Genomic DNA, 23,449 nt, shown 5'->3' with positions numbered 1-23,449 from the left:
GGCTCATGACCAGTACCACCGTTCAGGTCCCCATGCCCACCATTCCACGCAGGCGCCGCTCCCCGGAGGACGTGCTCGCTGCTGCGCCGGTAGCGGGGGACAAGAAGGTGCTGCTCGCGGCGCCCCGCGGCTACTGTGCGGGCGTTGACCGCGCCGTCATCGCCGTCGAGAAGGCGCTGGAGCACTACGGCCCGCCCGTGTACGTGCGCAAGCAGATCGTGCACAACCTGCATGTCGTCTCGACGCTCGAGTCCAAGGGTGCAATCTTCGTCGACGAGACCGATGAAGTCCCCGAAGGCGCGCTCCTGGTCTTCTCCGCGCATGGTGTCTCACCCGCCGTGGTCCGGTCCGCGGAGGACCGCGGCCTGCGGACCATCGATGCCACCTGCCCCCTCGTGACGAAGGTGCACAAGGAAGCGCAGCGCTTCGCGCGCGACGACTTCGACATCCTCCTGATCGGCCACGAAGGCCACGAGGAAGTGGAGGGAACCGCCGGCGAGGCTCCCGACCACATCCAGATCGTCAACGGGCCGGAGGACGTCGACAAGGTCCGGGTGCGCGATCCCGAACGGCTGATCTGGCTCTCGCAGACCACGTTGAGCGTCGACGAGACCATGCTGACGGTAAACCTCCTGAAGGAGCGTTTCCCGACGCTCCAGGACCCGCCGAGCGATGACATCTGCTACGCCACGTCGAACCGCCAGGCGGCCATCAAGAAGATCGCGCCGGAGACGGACCTCGTCATCGTCGTCGGCTCTGCCAACTCCTCGAACTCCGTGCGCCTGGTGGAGGTCGCCCTCGAGTACGGCGCGAAGGCGGCGCACCGCGTCGACTTCGCGAACGAGGTGGACGAGTCCTGGTTCGAGGGAGTGTCCACGGTCGGCATCTCCTCGGGTGCCTCGGTTCCGGAGAACCTCGTGCAGGACGTGCTGAGGCTGCTCGCGGAGTACGGCTACGGCCAGGTCGAGGAGGTCGTGACGGCCGAGGAGGACATCATCTTCTCGCTGCCGAAGGAGATCCGCGCCGCGCTCAAGGCGATGGGTGATCCATCGCAGGGCCGCGGCGGCCGCGGCCCGCGGCAGGACCGCACCTCCCTCAACTGAGGATCCGGACGAGTCCACCATCGGGACCTGCGACGGGGGCAGGCAGCTATCCTCGGGAGTACCAGTAACAGCAGTACGCACTGATCGGACGCCCCTCATCCCATGATTGGTCCACGCAGTGACGGCGGCAGGCTCTCCCTGGTGTCTGCGGCCGTCACCCTCCTGATTCTCACCGGCTGCGCGAACGCCCCCGCAGAAACCGGCATCGGAGCTTCAGGTGGCGCATCGCCCTCGGCATCGGGCCAGGCGTACCCGGAAGCCGACGGCAGCGCTGCGCCACCACAGGTCGCGGCGTCGGACCTGCCCGCGGTGCTCACCGAGTCACCGCCACTGTCCTTCGCGATTCCCTCCACCGGCGCATCCTCGAAAGTCTTGAGTACCGGGCTGCGGGAGAACGGGACGCTCGAGGTGCCACCTGATGGTCCAGGCGCCCCCGCGAGCTGGTACAACCAGTCGCCGACACCAGGCGAGCGAGGGCCCGCGGTGTTTCTGGGGCATGTCAACGCCACCGATGGCGGCCCCGGCGTCTTCGCCGACCTGCGGGCCCTGAGGGCGGGGGACACCATCGAAGTACTCCGGGATGACGGGACAACGGCGGTCTTCGCCGTGGACCACGCCGAGCAGTACCCCAAGGACTCGTTCCCGACCGCCACTGTGTACGGCAATACGGAGGGTTCCGAGCTACGTCTCATCACGTGTGACGGCTACGATCCGGACACCGGAGAGTTCGATGACAACTACGTCGTCTATGCGAAGCTCGTCACCTGACAGGGCCGGCCCGGCCAGCGGAAGCTCGCGAACGAGAAATCGGTGTTTGTAAAGAGGCTGTCCCGAACCGGGCGGGATCTGCCACGTTCCGAGGTGCTGATGGAGGATGAGGCACGAGGGCGCTACGCGGCGGGATCCTGAGCAGGGTCCGCAGGTCGAAAGCATCATGCAGTGGCGAAGCGCCCCCATGCGGACCCGGTCCGGGTCCGTCCTCATCGCACAGTGAAGGATGTATATCCCATGAACAAGATGCGCCTCCTTGCAGTACCCGCCCTCGCCATCGGCGCCGTCGCCCTGGCAGGCTCCCCAGCAATCGCCGCAGATGGCAGCTACTCGTCCACCCTCGGCCAACTCAACGGCACCACAGGCACCGGTACCGTCACCCTCGATGTCGTCGGTGACCAGGCCACCATCAACCTGCAGGTGTCCGGCCTCGCCCAGACCTTCCAGGGCGCGCCCTACCCCCACGTACAGCACATTCACGGCGGAGCGGCGGGAGTATGCCCGACGGCGGCGAACGACGTCAACGGTGATGGCATCATCAGCGTCACGGAGAGCGCCGCCGGCTACGGTGGCATCCTGGCGACGGTGACGACCTCGGGACCGACGACTCCTGCTGAAGCACTGAACCTCCAGCTCGGCGGCCAGGGCGGGACCTACGCCGTCCAGCGCTCCTTCACCATCGATGCAGCGACGATGGCGGCGCTGGAGAACGGTACGGCGGTCTTCAACGTGCACGGGCTGGACCCAGCGACCACGCCGGCCACACCGGAGGCCTTCAACGCACCCAGCGACCTGGATCCGGCGCTGCCCCTCGGAGCGACGTCGCCTGCACTGTGTGGCACCCTCGTCAGGACGCAGATGGGACAAATGCCGTCCGGCGGGGCCGACACCGGTGCCGCCGTCGAGCCTTCGTCTAGTTGGACCGGGATGATCGCCCTCGGAGGCGGCCTGGTGCTCGCGGCGGCAGCCGGCGGTACCTACGCAGTCCGTCGGAGCAACGCACGGGCGTAACGCCTGACCCCGGTGCGATTCCTTCCCCGGGCGCCGGTAGCCGAGCACTGACGGCACCGGGCTACCCGTCGGTGCCGTCGAGCAGTTCGTGGGCGGTCAGGGAGCGGGGCGTCGCGTCGATCGCCGCCGCTGCCTGGCCGGCCGGTCCTGCGGTGCTGCCGGCACGCTGCGCGCGGGCCGCCCCGAGGAGGCTCACATCGGCGCCGTCGGCACCTTCCGCCGCGGCGTCGACGACGTCCAGGGACGCCGAATCGAACGCGCCGATCCGGCGGGCCGTCGGAAGGACCCTTGATTCGAGCGCGCCGACGAAGGAGTTGTAGCGCTCCACCGATGTCTTCAGGGACGCCCCGAGCCGCGTGACGTGTCCGCCCATGGTGCCGAGGCGCTCGTAGAGCTGCTTCGAGAGGTCGAAGAGCTCGCGGGCGTTGTCCGTCAGCACGGCCTGCCGCCAGCTGAACGCTGCACCCTTGAGGATGCCGAGCAGCGACACCGGCGACGCCAGGGCGACGTTCTGGGAGAAGGCGTAGTCGAGCAGTTCCGGATCCGCCCGCAGTGCCTCCGAGAGCACGGACTCGACCGGGATGAAGCAGATGACGAGCTCGGGGGAGTTGGCGGCGCCTTCCCAGTACTTCTTCCGTGCGAGGGCGTCGATGTGCGCGCGGAGGGCCTTTCCGTGCTGCTTGAGCAGTTCGGCGCGTCGGGCGCCGAGGGCACCGACGTCCTCGGCTCCTGCGGAACCGTCACCCGGGGCCGCGAGTTCCTGTGCGGAGAGGAACGCGCTCAGGGGCACCTTGGCATCGATCACGATCTGCTTGTCGCCCGGCAGCTGGACCACCATGTCCGGCCGCGCCCGCTCCCCGTCGTCCCCGGCGGCGAAGGACACCTGCTCCAGGAAATCGACGCGGGAGATCATGCCGGCCGCTTCGACCACGCGCCGCAGCTGGACCTCGCCCCACTGACCGCGGGCGCTGTTGCTGCGGAGGGCGCCCGCGAGCGAGTGGGTCGTGGAGAGGAGCAAGGCATCCGCCTCACGTGCCTCCTCGAGCTGCCGCGCGAGCTGACCGTACTGCTCCACGCGGTCGCGTTCGAGCAGACCCACCTGCCGCTGCACCTGGGTCAGCTTCTCGGCCACGGGGGCCAGGGCACGCAGGACGTCGTTGTCGGTCGACGTCTTGCCCGTCAGCTCGCGGTTGTGCTGCTGCAGCAGGTCACGCTGGGCGACGGCCGCCGCGAGGTTCGTCGTCGTGCTTCCGAGGCGTGCCGTGGCGTCGTCGAGCTCGGACCGGAGTTCGAAGGTGCGGGCACGGAGGGCGCGCGCCACCACGAAGGCGCCGACGGCGCATCCGAGGACGAAGGCGAGGAGGACGAGGAGGACGGCTGTGGTGCTCATGACCACACTGTCGCAGGGACCTCCGACATTCAGGCCTCGCTACCGCCGGACGGTGTGTCGGCGCCCGGTAGACTTGTCTCCCGTGGCTCTTACTATCGGCATCGTCGGACTGCCCAACGTCGGCAAATCAACCCTCTTCAACGCGCTGACGCGCAACAACGTCCTGGCGGCGAACTACCCGTTCGCAACCATCGAGCCGAACGTCGGCGTGGTCAACCTGCCCGATCCGCGCCTCGCGCAGCTGGCCGAGGTCTTCGGGTCCAAGCAGATTCTGCCCGCGACCGTGTCCTTCGTGGACATCGCCGGCATCGTGAAGGGTGCATCCGAGGGCGAGGGCCTCGGCAACCAGTTCCTGGCGAACATCCGTGAGGCCGAGGCAATCGCCCAGGTCATCCGCGTGTTCGACGACCCCGATGTCATCCACGTCGACGGCAAGGTGGACCCGCGCTCCGACATGGAGACCATCAACACCGAGCTGATCCTCGCGGACCTCCAGACGCTCGAGAAGGCGATCCCGCGCGTCGAGAAGGAAGTGAAGATCAAGAAGCGCGAGGCCGCACAGCTCAGCGCCATGCAGGCCGCGCAGACCGTCCTCGAGCGCGGGGATACCATCTTCGCGTCCGTCACGAGCGACAAGCTCGAGATGGAGCACCTCCGCGAGCTCAGCCTGCTCACCGCCAAGCCGTTCATCTACGTCTTCAATGTCGACGACGCCGTCCTCGGCAGTGCGGAGCGCCAGGCGGAACTGCGCCAGCTCGTCGCACCCGCCGACGCCATCTTCCTGGACGCCAAGCTCGAAGCCGACCTCGTGGAACTCGACGAGGCCGAGGCCCGCGAGATGCTCGAGATGAACGGCCAGGAGGAGTCAGGCCTCGACCAGCTCGCGCGCGTCGGCTTCCACACCCTCGGCCTGCAGACCTACCTCACGGCCGGTCCGAAGGAGAGCCGGGCCTGGACCATCAAGAAGGGCGCGACGGCGCCCGAGGCCGCCGGCGTCATCCACTCCGACTTCCAGCGCGGCTTCATCAAGGCCGAGGTGGTGCACTTCGGTGACCTGATCGACGCCGGGTCGATGAGTGAGGCCAAGTCTCGCGGCAAGGTGCGCATCGAGGGCAAGGAGTACATCATGTCCGACGGCGATGTGGTGGAGTTCCGCTTCAACGTGTAGCGGCAGCCGGGCGGCATGAACTGTGGCTCGCGTGCGCCGAACTGACCCGGGGCATGCTTCGCCAGGCCTCGCGGAGACGGCTCATTCGGGCACACGCCGCCTGACCTGGTCCGCCTTCAGGCGCTGGCGTGCGGTGTTCAGTCCCGCTCCTATCGGTACGTGGCCCATGGCCGTTGCCAGCCCGAAGACCGGCATATCGCTGTACACGCTTTCCCTGCCGCCCGGCATCGTCTCGTAGGTCTCGTGCCATACGCCGACGTCGCCGGTGCCGGCGGATTCGCGCATGAACCGGCGCCAGGGCTCGAGGTGCGGCGCTGACCGGTCGGCCGCGAACCGCTGCAGATGCTCCGGGCTTTTCCAGTAGCTGACCATGATGGTCGTCCGCCCGAACCATTGCTGGTAGCTCAGCAACCCGGCCTCCGGCGTCGCGGCCAGGTGGGCAAGCATCTTGGGCATGGCCGCCCCTACCCGCGCCACCTTCCCGAACTTCCACCACCGGTTGGCGCGCATCCCGATCAGGAAGACCGTCACCGGGCCACCTTCGGGATCGGCGGTGAAACGTCCCGTGTGCACTTGCTTCGACATGGAATTGTCCTTTCATAACGCTGTTACGGAACAGTGTTATGGAATACTGGTCCTATGGCAAGACCCGTAGTCCACGATGAGACCCTGCGTCGCAGGCTGCTCGACACCGCTGCCTTCCTCATCGCCCGCGACGGCGCCGGCTCAGTATCGCTGCGCACTATTGCCGCTACCGCCGGAACGTCGACGACGGCGGTGTACTCGCTCTTCGGTGGCAAGGCGGAACTGTTGACTGCCGTGCTCGACGACGGCTTCGCTTCCTTCGCCGCCTCCCAACAAGATGCCGCCGCCGCCGGCCTCGAATCCTTGGGCCGGGCCTACCGGGCCTGGGCGCTGGAGCATCCGATCCTTTACGGTCTTATGTTCGGCGGCTCATTGGCCGGTCGGGTGCCGTGCCAGCCGACGCCGGGTGCCGCTGAGCCATCGATCGCGCCGCTGTTCGGAGCGGTTGCCGCAGCGCTGCCTGGAGCGGCTGATGAGGAGATCGCCGCCATGGTCGGCGTCGTGTGGGGCCAGGTCCACGGGTTGGTGTCACTTGAGCTGGCCGGCGCGCCGGCGGCGGGCTGGACCTGGGACGCAGCCTACGATGCCGCCATCCGGCAGATCGGCTGCTCGCTGGGGCCCTAGGGACGATCAGTCCTCGGAGAGCCGGTGGGCCAGGTGTCGACCGGAAGCCATCCTGGGGGCCTACCTGCTTTTGATCGCCGTCGTCGGCCTCATGCTCTATGTAGTGGTCCGCTTCGCTGTGAAGCACGGCACGCGGTCCTATCATGCAGAGGCTGCCCGTCGCCCTGGTTCGGGAAGCGAAGCGTGACGGGATGCCGACCGTGAATGTCTCCGGCATCCTGGTATTCGGGCTCGCTATCGCGCTGACGTTTCTCATTCCCTTCGCGTTGGTCAAGCTGGCACGGAAGCCCGCAAGGACTAAGACATCGCGGGGACGGGACGACGGCGGCGGCGGGCCGGCCGCGGCTGTGGGAGCTGCAGCCTTCTTCGGTGGTAGCGATGGAATAAGCGGCGGTGATGGAGGCGGCGGTCGAAGGTGTCCTCGAGTGATCCGCCAACTGCCATCGAAGTGTCAGTCGCGCACGCTGGAGTACAGCAGCATGTCGCGTCGTCGACCGGAAATCTCCTGGTGGGACCTGAGCAGGCCTTCGCGGAGGTACCCGGCTCGCTCCGCTGTCCTGATGGAGGGCGTATTCCAGGGCTCGATGTAGAGCTCGAGGCGATGCAGCTCGGGAAGTGTCCAGGCGAAGGTCGTGACCGCGCAGAGTGCATCAGATGCACGATGCCGGCCCCTGCAGGACGGGGCAATCGCGTAGCCGATCTTCGCGCGGCCGGCGGGCAACTCGCGCACCCACAACCCGACGAATCCAGCGCAGCGTCCTTCGTCGATGGTGTCGACGACGGCGAACGAAAAGCCGGTGCCGGCTGTGTGCCGGGTCTGCTGGCGGTATATCCATCGCTGTGCCTGAGAAGCAGTGGCGTTGAGGGCCAGGGTCCCCATCGCGGGGACGTAGGGATCCCGGGAAAGCTCCATGGCCATGCTGGCGTCCTCAGGGCGGAAGGCGCGTAGGGTCACGGTCCCGAAGGCAGGGTCAAGAGCAGGCCACCGGTCAGCGATCTCGGGCACGTCCATCGTCTGAGTCTGTCAGAGGAGTGCCGTCGGAACGGGATCCGACGGCCGAAACCGGACCAAAGTCCCTGTTCCGCATGATCACGCAGGCGTAGCTTCGAAGTGCGGTCCCGCAACGGGGCAGGGCCGCACCAAGGAGCATCATGAGCAGGCTGTCGGCATTCCGCGTTCTCGGGCTCTCCAGCCTGATCGTGCTCACGGGCTGTTTCGGCCCACCCACCGCTGCCCCGACAAGCAGCCCCGCTGCTCCAACCACAGTTGGCCCGTCCGTCACGACTGCACCGACACCCACAGCTGCCGTGCCGTCCTCCCCCGCGAGCCCGCCCGCGACGGAGGACACAACACCCTCGGGACTCCCGGAGCAGGTGGCTCCGCTCACCATCTACTACGTGGCCGTCGGTGACAACGGTGTCTCGGGAACCATGATCGGCTGCGGTGACAGCCTCATCGCCACGACCACGGCCCCCGTCCGATTCACGGACCAGGTGGGTCCCAGCATGGAGACCCTGCTTGCGAACAGGAGCCGCGACGTCGGCATGTCGGGGCTCGTGAACGTCCTGTACCAGTCGAGCCTCACGTACGTCGGCGGCGAGCTGAACGGCAGTACGATCTCGATCTGGCTCACCGGGCAGTTCCTGCTCGGGGGTGTCTGCGACATACCGCGCGCGAAGGCGCAGCTGGAGTACACCGCCATGGGCGCTGCCGGTGCCACAAGTGCCCAGGTGTTCGTCAACAACCGCCCGATCGACGAGGTGCTCAGCCTCAAGTGATGCACGGCTTCGGGATCGGCGGAAGGAGGCAGTGATGCTGGGACGCGGGGTTCGCGGCGATGACGGCTGGAGCGGATGCCCCAGCCCTGAGCACTTCCACCTGGCAGGATCATCACTGTCCGGCCCCTGCCTCCCCGCGTCCGTTGAAGGCCCACCATGAAGAAAGCGGCCACCTGGCGCCGCGCCGCGGCGACAGTGGTGCCGGCAGCGCTTCCTGCAGTGATGCTGCCGGTTTTCAGATACACGGTCCGACGGTTCGGACAGGAGCGCGGGTACCAGGCAGGGTTCGCCGTCTACTGGGCCCTGTGTTGGTGCCTGGCTCTTCCAATCGCGGGGAACAGCCGGCTCGTGGGACTGTGGCGGGCGGGCAATGGTTCCCCGGCCCAACCCGCCGTGCTGCTGTGGAGCGTCCTTGTCATCCCGCCGGCCGGCGCCGTCGCCACCGAGCTGATCCCGAACGCCAGGAAGACCAGCCTGCCGATAGCGCTCGTGGCAGTGGGTGTTGGCCTCACCAACGCCCTCGCTGAGGAGGTGCTGTGGCGGGGTGTGCCCCTGGCGGTCTTCCCGGGCCGGAGAGTTCTTGGTTGGCTCTGGCCTTCCCTGTGTTTCACGGCGTGGCACCTGGTCCCGTTGTCCGTGCGTCCCCATCCCCACGGACGCTGGCCGGTGTTGCTCGGCGCGGGCCTGATCGGACTGGGGTATGGCTGGGCCGCCCAACGCACCCGGTCCCTGCTGGCGGTGTCCATCGCCCACGCTGCAACGGACGCCTGTGGCGTCCGCGTCGCCCGCGATGTCTGGCTTCCCGCGATCAGGGACTGAGGAAGGAGGTTGCGAACCGATCCTGCCCCACAGCGCTGAACGTACGGCGGTGCAGTTCCTTGCCGCTGTCCATGACCGACACCGCTGTCCATCACCGACCCCGCCCTGGCCGCCGAGCGGGTGCTGGTGCAGCTGGCGCCACCCCGATCATGATCGGCGTGATCATGGCCAGGGTGGGCACCTCGGCCTGGCTGACGAGTTCCGGGCCTCACGGCCCTCCTGAGGAAGGAAACGTCTGTGTCGCGGATTCGTCGTCGTCGTCGGGGGCTTACGCTTTGCCGGCGAGTGCCCGGTCCTTCAGTACTGTGAACTCCGGCCCGGAGATGGTGCCTGAGTCCAGAAGCGTCTTCGCCCTCGCGATCTCCTCGGCTGAACTCGGTGCCGACAGGCCGCGGATGTAGTCCTCCGCCGCCTCCTGTGCAGCCCCGGCACGTGCCGCCTCGCGGCTGACCATTCCCGAACCGCGGCTCAGGAGGTAGGCCAGGACAGTCAGGAACGGGAGGAAGACGAGGAAGATCACCCACAGCGCCTTCGCCCATCCACTGATACTCCGATCCCGGAAGAGATCGATGACGACCTGGAAGAGGACGATCAGATAGGCGAACATCGCAAAGAACCAGAAAAACAGCCAGAAGACATCCCAGATATTCTCCACAACATTCATTGCTCTACTCCTGTTGACTGTGTCACCATGCCGCGCCACGGGGAGGTGGCCGACTCTGATGCGTCAAGTCTGATGACCCGCGGAATCGGTCAGAAGGGCCCAAAGTCCCCTCGCCGCACGTCCCCCACCCGCCGCATCGGACCGGCTGGGCGGCGAAGCCGGCGTTATCATCGTCCATGGATTCGAACAGCGGGTTCGAGGACCGTCCGGTGTATTTCCGTGAGCTCGACCGCGCCGGACGTCGTCGGGCGGTAGTCCGCGCGCTCGTCCGCTCGCTGGTCGTGACGGTGGTCGTCCTTGGCTGCTATTTCCTCATCCCCGTCGGGGGGTTCGATGGGGGTGGGGCCGTGGGCGCGTGGATCAGGCTGGCCGGTGTCGTTCTGGTCTTCACCGGCGCCCTGGCCCTTCAGCTGCAGATGATCATGGCGGCGCACGTCCCCCAGATCAGGGCTGCAACGGCGGTCGGTGAATCCGTCCTGATCTTCCTATGCCTCTTCTCCCTGCTCTACCTCTCGATCTCCGTGACAGACCCACTGTCCTTCAGCGAGTCGCTCGGCAGAATCGATGCCCTCTACTTCACGACGTCTACGTTCGCCACGGTGGGATTCGGTGACATCACGCCGTCGGACCAGCTTGCGCGCACAGTCGTCACTATTCAGATCATCGCCGACCTGGGCGCGCTCCTCCTGATCGCGAAGGTGACCTTCTCCACGGCGTCGCGGAGACTTCACCGATGACCCTGCTCATCTTCGGATCGTCGCCACGGCTTCGACGGTGGGTGTGGTCGATGACCAGCAGGATCACGGGCGGTGGCCGAACGGTTCGTGCGCGAGCTGACGGACCCGCGGAGTCCCGCGACACGCCCGCGACACCGCAGGTCGGGCACCACGCATCCAAGGAGGGGCCACGTCAGGTCTTTCGACCCTAGCGGCGAAGAGTGACGAGTGGGATGGTTCGGTCATCCTTCGAATAAGGGGGGCCATCATGGCCGGCCTTGGTGATCTTCGACCTGGCCGCCGCTCCCGGGCATCGACGCTCCGGTTCCTGGCGGTTCTGCTTGTGCTCGCACTCGGCGTGCTGTTCGCTGCACCCGCCCGAGCAGCCGACTACGGACATGACGTTTCATGGCCACAGTGTCCGGGCGGTCTTCCGATGCCGCCGGAAAGCACGGAGTTCGTGGTCGTGGGGCTGACGAACGGACTTGCGTTCACCGAGAACCCCTGCCTGGACGGGCAGTTCCAGTGGGTGCTCGATCGAGGCGTCCGGGCTCAGGCCTACGCCATGGCCACGTTCCCCACCACAGCGCAGTACGACACCTACGGCGACGACGGACCCTGGCCCGCGAGCACCAGACCGGACCGGCTGCGCAACGTCGGGTACGCCGAGGGCCGTGCGGCTCTCGCGTCACTCAATGGGGTGGGCTGGCGCCCGGAGAGAATCTGGGTCGACGTCGAGCCCCGCCCGCGACAGCCCTGGCCCAGCTCGACAGCGGGCCAGCAGCAGGAGAACCGGTACGTCATCTCCGGGCTCCTTGCCGCACTGGCGGACGCGGGGTATCCGTACGGGATCTACTCCTATTCGAGCGGTTGGGAGGCCATCACCGGGTCGTGGCAGCTTCCCGACGTGCCGGTCTGGTCACCGGCAGGGCGTCTCGACTTCGCCAGCGAAGCATCCGACCTCTGTGTGAACCGCAGCTTCTCCGGCGGCACCGTCCACATCGCGCAATGGACCGACGGCACCTACGACTTCGACATGACGTGCATCGGGGTCTACCAGGCCCACGTCGCGACCGTCGGCTGGCAGTCGAGCGTCTCGGACGGCGCCACCGCAGGAACGACCGGCCGATCACTGCCGATGGAGGCGTTGCGCCTGTCGGTGGCAGGAGACCGCCTGTCGGGCGACATCCTGTGGAGGGGGCACGTGCAGAACATCGGCTGGCAACCATGGACGACGTCGGCGTCGCCGATCGGAACGACCGGCCGCGGTCTGCGCCTGGAGGCGTTCGAGCTGCGGTTGACGGGGGAGCTGGCCTCTCAGTACAGCATCAGGTATCGGGCCCACGTGCAGAACGTCGGCTGGCAGCCGTACGGGCTCGACGGAGCCACGGCCGGCACCGTCGGGCAAGGTCGGCGGGTGGAGGCCGTCACGATCGAGCTGGTTCCGAAGGTCGCACCGACTTTCACTGCCGTGTACGCCGCCCACGTCCAGAACCTCGGTTGGGTGGCGAACGTTTCGGATGGAAACGTCGCCGGGACCACGGGTCGGGCCCTTCGGGTCGAGGCGCTGCGCCTCAACGTGTCCAGCACGGCCTATACCGGTGACATCCAGTGGCGGGGGCATGTGCAGTCGATCGGCTGGCAGCCGTGGACATCCTCGGCCAATGCCATCGGCACGGCCGGGCAAGGGCTGCGCCTGGAAGCATTCCAGATCAGGCTGACCGGTGAGATGGCGAACCGTTACAGGATTCACTACCGCGCCCACGTGCAGGATCTGGGCTGGCAGTCATGGGTCGCCGACGGCGGAACGGCGGGCACGTCGGGTATGGGCAAACGGATCGAGGCCGTGCAGATCCTGCTCGCCCCCAGAACCGGTGGCTAGCACGGCGGTGTCTTCCCGATGCCGTTCGGAGTCCATCCCAGCGCAGGCCCCAGGTTCTCGGCGATGTCGGTGAGGATCTGGACGTAGTCCTCGTGGTCGAAGCTGAAGGGCAGGGCGAACGCCACCTCGTCGACCTCCTGGAACCCGGCGTGCGCGTAGAGCTGCTCGGCGATCTCGTTGCTGGTGCCGATGATGTCCGGGGCGAACAGCATCCCCTTGGGTCCCTGCGGAGACCGGGTGCGGGGCAGTCGCTGATCGACGTACCGCTGGTACTTCTCCCGCTGGTTCGACGACGCCGAGTCGGTCGGGATCACCACCAGGCCCTGCGAGACCCGTGCCGGCCCATGGGCCCCGGGTGACGCGCTGGCCGCATCGCGATAGGCGCGGATCTGCGACTGCTGGATCCGGGCGAAGTCCGGTTCCTGGTCCTCGTCGGGGAAGATGACGCTGCTGGAGAGCAGGTTGAAACCATTCGTCCCGGCCCACGCGGCCGATCTGCTGCTGCCGGCCCCGTACCAGAGGCGTTGACGCAGCCCGGGGGAATGCGGTTCGACACGGTTGGAGAACTCCTCGACGACTCCCTGCCTGCCGGAGAATTCGCGGACCGGTTCCCCTGCGATCAGGCGGGCCAGCCGTTCCACACGGGCGTAGCTGAAATCCTCGAGGTCCGCCGAGTCCGGGTACAGCTCGTCCTTCACCGTGTCGTAGTGCATGGGTTCACCGACGCTCAGGCCCGGGTTGATCCGCCCGCCGGCGAGCAGATCGACGGTGGCGAGGTCCTCAGCCAGGCGCAGGGGATTCTCCCAACCCAGCGAGGTCACGGCGGTTCCGATCTCGATCCTGGAGGTCCGCTGGCTGGCGGCGGCCATCATCGCGATGGGGGAGGAGATCCCGTACTGCAGATGGCGGTGGCGGAGCCAGGCGCTGTCGAACCCGAGCCGCTCGCCGAGTTCGATGACCTGCAACGTCGATTCGTGCCCCGCGGCCGGGTCCGCGGGATCGAACAGGCCGATCGTGAGGAAGCCGAGCCTGCGCAGCGGGCGGGTGGAGTCGGGCATGGGCTTCCTTCTCGGGAGGGGCGTAGGGCTGGTCCCAGACTAGGCGCCGGACGCATGCTCCTCGATCCTCCGACGTCACGGAAACCCCGCCGCAGCGTCACCACATCCGGCTGTTCGTCTCCGAGACGAAGCCCCGGCCGTCCGAGAACCAGTGGATGGTGGAGCTGTTTCGCGCGGTCGGTGTGGTCAGTGCGGAGAAGAGGTCCGCGTTGAAGCGGTTGCTCAGTTCCGGAGAGCTGAGCACGGTCTCCTTCGTGATGACGAAGACCGGCCCCTTCAGCCCCCTGCTCTGGATCGACAGGTGAACCTCTGCGTGCTGGTCGAGCCGGACCTTGAGTGCGCCGATGGCGGCCTGGACGTCGGCGTCGTCGTCCCAGACCGCCGCGTGCTTGTCGACGAAAAGCCAGGCCATGATGCTTCCCTCTGTCTGAGCGCCAGTCCGCGTTTCCAAGCGGTACTCGGGTATTGCCGCAACCGCTCCGCCGGGTTCCCCTAGCAAAACATCGACGCCAGCGCCCGATCAAGCATCGGTTCGTCCAGGATCGAGCCTCCAGCGAGGAGGGGATGCGCTGCTGGGGGGAAGCTGGAGCAGTCCGATGAACGTTTGGTTGCAGCTCGGTAACAACCCGCGGTGGCCTTCCCCATCGATACCTGTTGGTAACAAAGTGCACTTAGGCTTTTGCTCACGTGAGTGGCGTCACCCTTCCGGTGGCGTATCGGCTCTCATGCAACACCGCGTGAAGCTGGAACCACACTATGAAATAGGAGGCGGAATGCGTTTCGGACGTACTTCCAAAGCTTTGGGAGTTGCTGCTGTCGCAGCACTCGCATTGAGCGCCTGCGCTGCCAACACGGGAACTGAAACACCCGAGGAGAGCGCCGAGGGCGAAGCAACGGGCGGAAACATCCGTGTCGTAGAAGTGAATGCCTTCAGCTCGTTCAACTCGAGCACATCCGAAGGCAATGTGGACATCAACGGAAAGATCGCCTACGCGACCCACTCCGGTTTCGTCTACATCAACAACGACCTCGAAGTTGTGAAGAACGAGGACTTCGGCTCCATGGAGGTCCTTTCCGAGGATCCGCTGAGCGTGAAGTACACGGTCAACGAAGGCGTCAACTGGTCCGACGGCGAACCGGTTGATGGCGGAGACCTGCTGCTGGCCTGGGCCATCGAGTCCGGCTACTTCAACGATGCCAAGAGCGACGACGCCGGTGAAGTCGTGTCGGGAGCCACCTACTTCGACTACGCCGGTGACACCGGTGGCCTCGGGCTCACCGAACTTCCGGAGATCGGCGAGGACGGCCGCTCGATCACCCTGAACTACTCGGAGCCCTTCGCCGACTACGAGGTCGCCTTCGGTTTGATGAGCGAGGGTGGCATCGATACGCCCGCCCACGTCCTGGCCGACAAGGGTGGCCTGGCTGATGAGGATGCGCTGATCGAGCTCATCAAGACGACGCCCGCCGGCGATCCGGAGAAGCCTGTAGAGCGTCCCGAGATCCAGGCTCTGGCGGACTTCTGGAACACGGGCTTCGACACCAAGTCGCTCCCCACCGATCCGTCCCTGTACCTCTCCAACGGTCCGTTCATCGCCTCGGACATCACGCCGGACCAGTCGATGACGCTGACCCGCAACGAGGACTACAGCTGGGGTCCGATGCCGAAGGTGGACGAAATCACCGTCCGCTACATCGGTGAGGCTCCCGCGCAGGTCCAGGCGCTGCAGAACGGTGAGGTGGACATCATCGCGCCGCAGGCATCGGCCGATACGGTCGAGCAGCTCGAAAGCCTCGAGGGCGTCACTGTGGAGCAGGGCAACCAGCTCTCCTACGACCACCTGGACCTCAACTTCAGCGGCGTCTTCGAGGACGAGAGCGTCCGCGAAGCCTTCATGAAGACCGTCCCGCGCCAGCAGCTCGTCGACACGATCGTCAAGAAGATCAACCCCGACGCCGAGCCGCTCGACTCGCAGCTCTTCCTCACCGACCAGGAACCCTACGAGGAGTCCGCCGGCAACAACGGGTCCGAGGCCTACGCCGAGGTCGACATCGAAGGGGCCAAGGAGCTGCTCAAGGGAGCGACCCCCGAGGTCCGCATCATGTACAACCGCGACAACCCGAACCGCCTCAACTCCTACACGCTGATCGCCGAATCCGCCGCTCAGGCCGGGTTCAAGATCGTCGACGGCGGCCTCGGATCCTCGGACTGGGGAGCCGCGCTCGGTAACGGGACCTATGACGCCACGATCTTCGGCTGGATCAACTCGGGCGTCGGCGTGTCCGGCGTGCCGCAGATCTTCAAGTCCGGCAACGGGTCCAACTTCAACGGGTTCTCGAGCCCCGAGGCGGACAAGCTGATGGACGAACTCATCGTGACCACGGATCCGGCCGAGCAGGACAAGATCCAGATCCAGATCGACAAGCTGATCTGGGACGCGAAGTACGGACTGCCGCTCTTCCAGGTGCCCGGAGTCGACGCCTACAGCGACAACGTCACCGGCATCGAGTACATGCCGAACCAGACCGGCGTCTGGTGGAACTTCTGGGACTGGCAGGTCGTCCAGTAGTTCCGGTTCCGGAACACGTTCGACGGTAGACGGAAGGCGCCGGGACGGGGAACTCGCCCGTCCCGGCGCCTTTCTCTGTGCCCCTGAACTACACTTCTGCGATATCACGGGAATCCCCCACCCGATCCAATCTTGAGGCCTGAGACCTATGGTGACCTACATCGTTCGGCGTCTGGTGACTGCCGTCCTCATCCTGTTCGGCGCATCGTTCGTCGTGTACCAGCTCACCGCACTGTCGGGCGATCCGCTCGAGGACCTGCGGGCGAGCAACGCACCGAACCGGGACGAGCTCATCCAGGCGCGCACCGAGTTGCTCGATTTGAATACGCCTGCACCCCTGCGGTACTTCGGCTGGCTCGCCGGAGCGGCCAAGTGCATCATCCCCTTCGCCGCCACCTGCGACCTCGGGGCCAGCATCCAGGGGGAGGCCGTCACCACCTCACTGGCCCGCGCCATGGGCAACACGATCACGCTCGTGACCACCGCCACGGTGCTCGCGATCATCATCGGGATCTCGCTCGGCATCATCACGGCCCTGCGCCAATACAGCGGCCTGGACTACGGCGTGACCTTCATGTCCTTCCTGTTCTTCTCGCTCCCCATCTTCTGGCTGGCCGTCCTCCTCAAGGAGTTCGGGGCCATCGGTTTCAACAACTTCCTGGCCGATCCCGACATACCGGCCTCCACCATCGCCGTCGTCGCACTGGCGAGCGGGCTGATCTGGGCGCTCTTCGCGAGCAGGTCCTGGAAGCGCAAGGGCATCGCGTTCATCCTGGGAGCCGTCGTCGCGGCTGCGCTGCTCTTCCTGCTCGACCTGGTGGGCTGGTTCGCGAACCCCGGTCTGGGTCCGATCATCATCCTCCTCACGGGCGTCGGCGTCGCTTTCGGGATCGTCCTGCTCACGGCCGGCCTGCGCAACCGCAAGGCCCTGTACTCCTCGCTGATCATGGTGGCCCTCGGCCTCGTCGCCTACTACGTCGTGAACCCGATCCTGAACGCCGCGACCGTCTGGATGATCCTCATCTTCGCGGTCATCACGGTGCTCGTGGGCGTGGCGGTCGGCTACTTCATGGGCGGCTATGACCGGACCCAGAGCATGCGTGCGGCGGCGCTGACCGGCCTGCTCATGGGATTCCTGATCATGATGGACCGCTTCATGGTCACGTGGCCGTCCTACGTGAGCAATCCGCGTGTCCGTGGAAGGCCGATCGCGACGGTCGGCGCTGAAACACCAGGGCTGGACGGGACGTTCTGGATCAACGGCCTGGACACCTTCACGCACCTGCTGCTCCCCACCCTCGCGCTCCTCCTCGCGTCCCTCGCGAGCTACAGCCGCTACTCCCGCGCCTCCATGCTCGAGATCATGAACATGGACTACATCCGCACCGCCAGGGCAAAGGGCCTCAGCGAGCGGACGGTCGTCATGCGCCACGCGTTCCGCAACGCGCTGATCCCGCTCGCAACCCTCGTGGCCTTCGACATCGGCGCGCTGATCGGTGGCGCCATCATCACCGAACAGGTCTTCGCCTTCTCCGGCATGGGCCAGCTCTTCGTCCAGGCCCTCCAGCGGACGGATCCCGACCCCATCATGGGGTTCTTCCTGGTGGCCGGCATCCTGGCACTGGTCTTCAACCTCGTCGCCGACATCGTGTATTCGTTCCTCGATCCTCGCGTAAGGGTGAAAGCATGAGCATCCAAACTCCCTCCGACTTCCCGAACAGTGAGACGGCAACCGTCACGGGACCCGGGCGTCCGGTGAACGAACACGAGGCGAAGGGGCTGTCGCAGGGGCAGATCGTCCGCAGGAAGTTCTTCGACAACACGGCGGCCATCATCAGCCTCGTCGTGTTCGCCATCGTGTTCCTCCTCGCGTTCACGTCGGTCGGATTCGCCGGCATCCCCGGGTGGTGGAAGTACAACCACACCGAGTTCCTGCCCCTGGTCGACGGTGGCGCGCCGACCGTGACGGGCCCCTTCAGCTGGGGGGATCACCCGTTCGGGCAGGACTCGATCGGCCGCGACTACTTCGCCATGACGATGCGCGGCACCCAGAACTCGATCATCATCATGATCATCATCGGCGCCCTCGCCGGACTGGTCGGGGTCATCATCGGTGCCTGCTCCGGCTACTTCCGGGGCTGGCCCGAGGCCGTGCTCATGCGCTTCACCGACGTCATCATCATCATCCCCGTCGTGCTCGCCGCCGCGACCCTGGGCGAAGGGGTCAACCGCCTCGTGGGCGCCGGCGCGCAGATCTGGCTCCTGGGGCTGTTCCTCGGACTCGTGCTCTGGACCGGCCTGGCGCGCCTGGTGCGCGGCGAGTTCCTGACGCTGCGCGAGCGCGAGTTCGTCGACGCGGCGAAGATCGCAGGGGCATCGAACGCACGGATCATCTTCAAGCACATCCTGCCGAACGCCGTCGGCGTCATCATCGTGAACACCACGCTGCTGATGTCCTCGGCCATCCTGCTCGAGACCGCGCTCAGCTACATCGGCTTCGGTGTGAAGGCGCCGGACGTGTCCCTGGGCCTGATCATCAGCCAGAACCAGGAGGCGTTCCAGACCCGGCCGTGGCTGTTCTGGTTCCCGGGCCTGTTCATCGTGCTCATCTGCCTGTGCATCAACTTCATCGGCGATGGCCTGCGTGACGCCTTCGACCCGCGGCAGAAGAAGTTCAACGCCGGCCGGGCCAAGGAGTCAGAGAAGCCCGCAGCCGCGTGAAGGTGACCCTAGGAGCCGAGGCCCTGCGACACGGCGCCGACCGCCAGCAGTACGACGGCTGCCGCGATGTGCGACCAGTTCCAGGTCCGGTGCGCGCGGCCCGGATGGTCGACGTCGAGCATTCCGCCCTCCACCAGCTCCTGCCAGCGCGAGCGGACGAGGTAGGCGGCGTAGCCCGAATCGGTGTTCTTCAGGTCTCCCGGGCGCACGGACCCGCCGGGGCCGTAGCTCGTGGACGGCAGGTTGGTGACGTGTTCGGGCTTCCCGGCGTGGGTGCCCCAGACGCCGGGAGCCGGTGCCGCCCAGGCCGTGAAGGCGCCGGACGGCGTGACCAGCTTCAGGGCGTACTTCGTGTCGACGTCGATGAGCGCGGACCAGGGCACCCGGATGGTCGCCAGGGGGTTGCGGAGGGTGACGGAGTCCTCGGCGATCACCACCGCGGGGTACCAGAAGAGCCACCAGCCACCGTAGGCGATGCCGATCAGCGGCCAGCCCGCGAGCAGGCCGGCGGCGCCCCCGGTCGCCACGACGGACACCAGCCCTCCCGCGGCGACGAGAACCGCGCCGCCGGTGAACCAGACACTGGTGCGCGGCTTGAAAACAGTGGCCCCGGCCACCTTCGAGCTTTCCATGGCTCAATAGTCCCAGCACCGCTGCCGCTCGCGGCAATCCAGGAGTACCCGCCATCCCGCGGGACCTCCATCACGAAGGAGAACCCCTCATGAGTACTCAGGTAATCGGCGGCACCGGAGGCACCGGCGCGGATCGGCCGGCGTCCCAGGGCCCCGTACTCGAGGTCCGGAACCTCAGCGTCGATTTCGGCGTCGACAAGAAGTGGGTCCCGGCTGCGATCGATCTCAACTACGAGGTTCGGGCCGGCGAGGTGCTGGCGATCGTGGGTGAGTCCGGATCCGGCAAGAGCGCCAGTTCCATGTCGCTGCTCGGGTTGCTGCCGTCCAACAGCCGGGTCACGGGCGAGGTCCTGCTCAACGGGAAGTCCGTCCTGACGATGTCCCCGGCCAAGCTGCGCCAGATCCGCGGCAACGACGTCGCGGTGATCTTCCAGGAGCCCATGACGGCGCTGAACCCCGTGTACACCGTGGGCTTCCAGATCGTGGAGACCCTGCGCCTGCACAACGAGATCTCGCCCGACGAGGCCAGGCAGCGCGCCCTGCGGCTGCTGCAGATGGTGGAGTTGCCGGATCCGGACAAGGCGTTCAGGTCCTACCCCCACCAGCTGTCCGGCGGCCAGCGCCAGCGCGCCATGATCGCGCAGTCCCTGTCGTGTGATCCGAAGCTCCTGATCGCGGACGAGCCGACGACCGCCCTCGACGTCACGGTGCAGGCCGAGATCCTCGACCTCATGCGCAACCTCCGGAACCAGCTCAACAGCGCGATCGTCCTGATCACGCACGACATGGGCGTGGTCGCGGACCTGGCGGACCGGATCGCGGTGATGCGGAAGGGCCGCATCGTGGAGACCGGCACCGCGGAGCAGATCTTCAACAACCCGCAGCACGAGTACACGAGGGCACTCCTCGCCGCCGTGCCCCACCTAGGGCAGGGGGACGGGAACGACGACGTCGACATCACCGCCGCCCTGGCCGCGGCCACCCACACCGAATTGCAGACGGTGGACCGCGACGAACTGGAGCGGCGCGAGCAGGAGGTGCTCGCCCATCTGGGGGAGGGCGCGGCGGCGCGGCCGGCTGCCGATCCGGTGCTGGAGCTCATCGACGTCGCCATCGAATACCCGAAGCAGGGCCGTGTTCCTGCCTTCCGGGCGGTCGAGGGGGCGAACCTGACGGTCTACCCGGGCCAGGTGATCGGGCTGGTCGGAGAGTCCGGGTCCGGCAAGACGACCATCGGTCGGGCCGCGGTCGGCCTGCTGCCGGTGGCCCACGGCTCGCTGAAGGTCGTGGGGACCGACATCTCGGGTTTCCGGCCCACGTCGAAGGAACTCGTGAAGGTCCGCCGGCACGTCGGCATGGTGTTCCAGGACCCGTCGTCGTCGCTGAATCCCCGGCTCCCCATCGGTGAGAGCATCGGGGAGCCGATGTTACTCGCGGGCGAGGCCAAGGGCGGCGAACTGCAGAAGCGCATCGAGGTGCTGCTCGACCAGGTGGAGCTGCCGCGCTCCTACCGCAACAGGTATCCGCACGAGCTCTCCGGCGGCCAGAAGCAGCGGGTGGGGATCGCGCGGGCGCTGTCACTGAAGCCCAAGCTGATGGTCGCGGACGAGCCGACTTCCGCGCTGGACGTGTCCGTGCAGGCCAAGGTGCTGGAGCTCTTCCAGAACCTGCAGCGGGAACTCGGCTTCGCCTGCCTGTTCGTCACCCACGATCTCGCCGTCGTGGACGTGCTGGCGGACTACATCTGCGTGATGAAGCGCGGCCGCATCGTGGAGCAGGGAACACGCGAGCAGATCCTGCGCAGCCCCCAGGATCCCTACACCCAGCGTCTCCTGGCCGCTGTGCCCCTGCCCGATCCGGCGAAGCAGCGCGAGCGTCGCGAACTCCGCGCGAAACTCATGGCCTCGACCGACTAGGCGCCTGCGCGAGCGTTCGCGAGGGAAAGCCCGTCCTGCAGGTGAGCAGGGCGGGCTCTCCTGTATCACCATCCCTCGGCCCGGGATAGGTGGTCCGGCTCCCGATGTACAGTGCTCGAGGACCTTTTCGCCGACTCGTTATCAAAGCGTGATGCTTTCCCGGACCTCCGTGCTGGCCTGCGGAAACGCGCTCGTCCTGCATCAGGCTGAAAGCTTGCTGGGAGCCCCTCCCACCGGGATGTTCAGGGAAGCAACAGAACGGGCATATGATTTTCCGGTGTGAGTTGGCTCTCGCTCTCTGCGGGACCACTAATCCGGCAACATCAGCGCCGGAACGACCCAGATAACTAGGAGGCGGAATGCGTTTCACGCGCACTTCCAGAATGCTCAGCGTCGCGGCCATCGCCGTCCTGTCGCTGAGTGCATGCGGCGGCGGAAGCACTGAATCCAGCACGGGTGGCGGCACCACCGACGCCGTCATCGTGGTGGATGGCTCCGAGCCCCAGAACCCGCTGATCCCCACCAGCACCAACGAGGTGGGTGGCGGAGCGATCCTCGACCTGATCTTCGCGGGCCTCGTCAGCTACGACGCCGACGGCAAGCCCCAGAACGAGATGGCGGAGTCCATCGAGACCGAGGACGCCCAGAACTACACGATCACGCTCAAGGAAGGCAAGACCTTCACCAACGGCGACCCCGTCACCGCGAGCTCCTTCGTGGACGCCTGGAACTACGGCGCAGCCGCGAAGAACGCGCAGCTCTCGAGCTACTTCTTCGAGAGCATCGAAGGCTACGAAGAAGCCAGCGCCGAGGGCTCCACCGTGGAGACCATGAGCGGCCTCGCGGTCGTCGACGACCGGACGTTCACCGTCAAGCTGTCGCAGCCCGAGTCCGACTGGCCGCTCCGCCTCGGCTACAGCGCCTTCTTCCCGCTGCCCGCCGCCGCGCTCGAGGATCCCGCCGCCTTCGGCGAGAACCCGATCGGCAACGGACCCTACAAGTTCGCCTCCGAAGGTGCCTGGCAGCACAACCAGCAGATCGAACTCGTCCCCAACGACGAGTACGAGGGCCCCCAGGCCGCGCAGAACGCCGGCGTCACGTTCAAGATCTACCAGAACGACACGACGGCCTACCAGGACCTGATCTCGGACAACCTGGACGTCCTCAAGACGATCCCGACGAGCGACATCAAGAACTTCAAGAACGACCTCGGCGAGCGCTCCATCGAGTCGCCGTACGCAGGCAACCAGACCATCGCCATTCCGTACTACCTCCCGAACTGGGACGGCGAGGCCGGCAAGCTCCGCCGCCAGGCGATCTCCATGGCGATCAACCGCGACGAGATCACCGAGGTGATCTTCAACAACGGCCGCACCCCTGCCAAGGACTTCACCGCACCCGTCCTCGACGGCTACAGCGAGGACCTGCCCGGCAGCGAGAACCTCGAGTACAACCCGGAGAAGGCCAAGCAGCTCTGGGCCGACGCCGAGAAGATCGCACCCTACGACGAGTCGCAGCCCCTGACCATCGGCTACAACGCCGACAAGGGCGACCACAAGACGTGGGTCGAGGCCGTGGTGAACAACGTGAAGAACAACCTCGGCATCGAGGTCGCGGGCAAGCCGTACGCGACGTTCAAGGAAGCCCGTACGGAGGCCACGGAGGAGACCCTCACCGGTGCACTGCGTGCCGGCTGGCAGGCCGACTACCCCTCGCTGTTCAACTTCCTCGGACCCATCTACGCCACCGGCGCCGGGTCCAACGACGCCCGCTACAGCAACCCCGAGTTCGACCAGGAGCTGACCGACGGACTCGCCGCCAGCTCTGTCGAGGAGGGCAACGAGGCCATGAACAAGGCCCAGGAGCAGCTCCTGGAAGACCTCCCGGCCATCCCCCTCTGGTACCAGGTGGCCCAGGGCGGCTGGAGCAACAACGTGGACAACGTCGAGTTCGGCTGGAACGGTGTTCCGCTCTACTACGCCATCACCGGCAAGTAACCCGTAACGGTCTCGGGGCCTGCCCGGCACAGGGCAGGCCCCT

General features: G+C 66.6%; 21 protein-coding genes. 14 read left to right on the top strand and 7 right to left on the bottom strand.

Annotated elements, in window-relative coordinates:
- Positions 1–5: 5 nt before the first annotated feature.
- From ACIQCY_RS03765 to ACIQCY_RS03755, 3 genes are all read left to right on the top strand, one after another.
- Positions 6–1,103: a 4-hydroxy-3-methylbut-2-enyl diphosphate reductase gene (locus ACIQCY_RS03765; protein ID WP_400482556.1), complete on the top strand. Its 1,098-nt coding sequence runs from the start codon at positions 6–8 to the stop codon at positions 1,101–1,103.
- Positions 1,104–1,205: 102 nt separating this feature from the next.
- The gene (locus tag ACIQCY_RS03760) at positions 1,206–1,871 is read left to right on the top strand and encodes a class F sortase (protein WP_400482555.1); all 666 of its coding nucleotides are present in this window, start codon (positions 1,206–1,208) and stop codon (positions 1,869–1,871) included.
- Positions 1,872–2,111: 240 nt separating this feature from the next.
- Positions 2,112–2,885, top strand: a complete 774-nt coding sequence (locus ACIQCY_RS03755) for a hypothetical protein (RefSeq protein ID WP_400482554.1) — start codon at positions 2,112–2,114, stop codon at positions 2,883–2,885.
- A 61-nt stretch (positions 2,886–2,946) separates the two neighbouring features.
- Here ACIQCY_RS03755 and ACIQCY_RS03750 read toward each other — a convergent pair whose 3' ends face one another.
- Positions 2,947–4,275: a DNA recombination protein RmuC gene (locus ACIQCY_RS03750; protein WP_400482553.1), complete on the bottom strand. Its 1,329-nt coding sequence runs from the start codon at positions 4,273–4,275 to the stop codon at positions 2,947–2,949.
- An 82-nt stretch (positions 4,276–4,357) separates the two neighbouring features.
- Here ACIQCY_RS03750 and ychF point away from each other — a divergent pair, with 82 nt between their 5' ends.
- Complete coding sequence (ychF, locus tag ACIQCY_RS03745) at positions 4,358–5,443, top strand: redox-regulated ATPase YchF (RefSeq protein ID WP_400482552.1); 1,086 nt, start codon at positions 4,358–4,360, stop codon at positions 5,441–5,443.
- A gap of 81 nt (positions 5,444–5,524) precedes the next feature.
- Here ychF and ACIQCY_RS03740 read toward each other — a convergent pair whose 3' ends face one another.
- Positions 5,525–6,028 (bottom strand): DUF4188 domain-containing protein, encoded by a 504-nt coding sequence (locus tag ACIQCY_RS03740; protein WP_400482551.1) that lies wholly within the window; start codon positions 6,026–6,028, stop codon positions 5,525–5,527.
- A gap of 54 nt (positions 6,029–6,082) precedes the next feature.
- Between ACIQCY_RS03740 and ACIQCY_RS03735 the strand changes: the two genes are divergently transcribed.
- Positions 6,083–6,652 (top strand): TetR/AcrR family transcriptional regulator, encoded by a 570-nt coding sequence (locus ACIQCY_RS03735; protein WP_400482550.1) that lies wholly within the window; start codon positions 6,083–6,085, stop codon positions 6,650–6,652.
- Positions 6,653–7,103: 451 nt separating this feature from the next.
- Here ACIQCY_RS03735 and ACIQCY_RS03730 read toward each other — a convergent pair whose 3' ends face one another.
- Positions 7,104–7,664 (bottom strand): GNAT family N-acetyltransferase, encoded by a 561-nt coding sequence (locus tag ACIQCY_RS03730; RefSeq protein WP_400482549.1) that lies wholly within the window; start codon positions 7,662–7,664, stop codon positions 7,104–7,106.
- Positions 7,665–7,804: 140 nt separating this feature from the next.
- On the opposite strand from ACIQCY_RS03730, the gene ACIQCY_RS03725 reads away from it, so the two are divergent.
- Positions 7,805–8,431: a hypothetical protein gene (locus ACIQCY_RS03725; RefSeq protein ID WP_400482548.1), complete on the top strand. Its 627-nt coding sequence runs from the start codon at positions 7,805–7,807 to the stop codon at positions 8,429–8,431.
- Positions 8,432–8,587: 156 nt separating this feature from the next.
- Entirely contained in the window at positions 8,588–9,250 is a 663-nt protein-coding gene (locus tag ACIQCY_RS03720; RefSeq protein WP_400482547.1) for a CPBP family intramembrane glutamic endopeptidase, read from the top strand.
- Between the two features lie 268 nt (positions 9,251–9,518).
- On the opposite strand, the gene ACIQCY_RS03715 is transcribed toward ACIQCY_RS03720, so the two are convergent.
- Complete coding sequence (locus ACIQCY_RS03715) at positions 9,519–9,914, bottom strand: PLDc N-terminal domain-containing protein (RefSeq protein WP_400482546.1); 396 nt, start codon at positions 9,912–9,914, stop codon at positions 9,519–9,521.
- Positions 9,915–10,090: 176 nt separating this feature from the next.
- Between ACIQCY_RS03715 and ACIQCY_RS03710 the strand changes: the two genes are divergently transcribed.
- Entirely contained in the window at positions 10,091–10,651 is a 561-nt protein-coding gene (locus ACIQCY_RS03710) for an ion channel (protein ID WP_400482545.1), read from the top strand.
- A gap of 415 nt (positions 10,652–11,066) precedes the next feature.
- Positions 11,067–12,512, top strand: coding sequence for a hypothetical protein (locus ACIQCY_RS03705; protein ID WP_400482544.1), 1,446 nt, complete (start codon positions 11,067–11,069; stop codon positions 12,510–12,512).
- On the opposite strand, the gene ACIQCY_RS03700 is transcribed toward ACIQCY_RS03705, so the two are convergent.
- Together ACIQCY_RS03700 and ACIQCY_RS03695 are read right to left on the bottom strand one after the other, a co-directional pair.
- Positions 12,509–13,570, bottom strand: coding sequence for an LLM class flavin-dependent oxidoreductase (locus tag ACIQCY_RS03700; protein ID WP_400482543.1), 1,062 nt, complete (start codon positions 13,568–13,570; stop codon positions 12,509–12,511). The two genes, ACIQCY_RS03705 and ACIQCY_RS03700, sit on opposite strands and share 4 nt — an antisense overlap.
- 97 nt (positions 13,571–13,667) lie before the next feature.
- A complete protein-coding gene (locus ACIQCY_RS03695) occupies positions 13,668–13,982 on the bottom strand; it encodes a hypothetical protein (RefSeq protein ID WP_400482542.1) in 315 nt (104 codons plus the stop codon).
- A 553-nt stretch (positions 13,983–14,535) separates the two neighbouring features.
- Between ACIQCY_RS03695 and ACIQCY_RS03690 the strand changes: the two genes are divergently transcribed.
- From ACIQCY_RS03690 to ACIQCY_RS03680, 3 genes are all read left to right on the top strand, one after another.
- On the top strand, positions 14,536–16,140 hold the full coding sequence (locus tag ACIQCY_RS03690) for an ABC transporter family substrate-binding protein (RefSeq protein WP_400482541.1): 1,605 nt from the start codon (positions 14,536–14,538) through the stop codon (positions 16,138–16,140).
- 148 nt (positions 16,141–16,288) lie between these two features.
- On the top strand, positions 16,289–17,830 hold the full coding sequence (locus tag ACIQCY_RS03685) for an ABC transporter permease (protein ID WP_400482540.1): 1,542 nt from the start codon (positions 16,289–16,291) through the stop codon (positions 17,828–17,830).
- Complete coding sequence (locus tag ACIQCY_RS03680; protein WP_400482539.1) at positions 17,827–18,861, top strand: ABC transporter permease; 1,035 nt, start codon at positions 17,827–17,829, stop codon at positions 18,859–18,861. Before ACIQCY_RS03685 ends, ACIQCY_RS03680 begins: the two co-directional genes overlap by 4 nt.
- Before the next feature lie 8 nt (positions 18,862–18,869).
- Here the strand turns inward: ACIQCY_RS03680 and ACIQCY_RS03675 are convergent, their stop codons facing one another.
- Positions 18,870–19,493 carry a PH domain-containing protein gene (locus ACIQCY_RS03675; protein ID WP_400482538.1) on the bottom strand — a complete coding sequence of 208 codons (624 nt, stop codon included), beginning with the start codon at positions 19,491–19,493 and terminating at the stop codon, positions 18,870–18,872.
- Positions 19,494–19,582: 89 nt separating this feature from the next.
- On the opposite strand from ACIQCY_RS03675, the gene ACIQCY_RS03670 reads away from it, so the two are divergent.
- A complete protein-coding gene (locus ACIQCY_RS03670) occupies positions 19,583–21,409 on the top strand; it encodes an ABC transporter ATP-binding protein (RefSeq protein WP_400482537.1) in 1,827 nt (608 codons plus the stop codon).
- Positions 21,410–21,768: 359 nt separating this feature from the next.
- Positions 21,769–23,406, top strand: a complete 1,638-nt coding sequence (locus tag ACIQCY_RS03665; protein ID WP_400482536.1) for an ABC transporter substrate-binding protein — start codon at positions 21,769–21,771, stop codon at positions 23,404–23,406.
- Positions 23,407–23,449: the final 43 nt, after the last annotated feature.

Origin of the sequence: Arthrobacter sp. NPDC092385, from assembly GCF_044755105.1 — a bacterium.
GTDB lineage: Bacteria > Actinomycetota > Actinomycetes > Actinomycetales > Micrococcaceae > Arthrobacter_D.
This window is presented reverse-complemented; position numbering and strand designations above follow the sequence as displayed.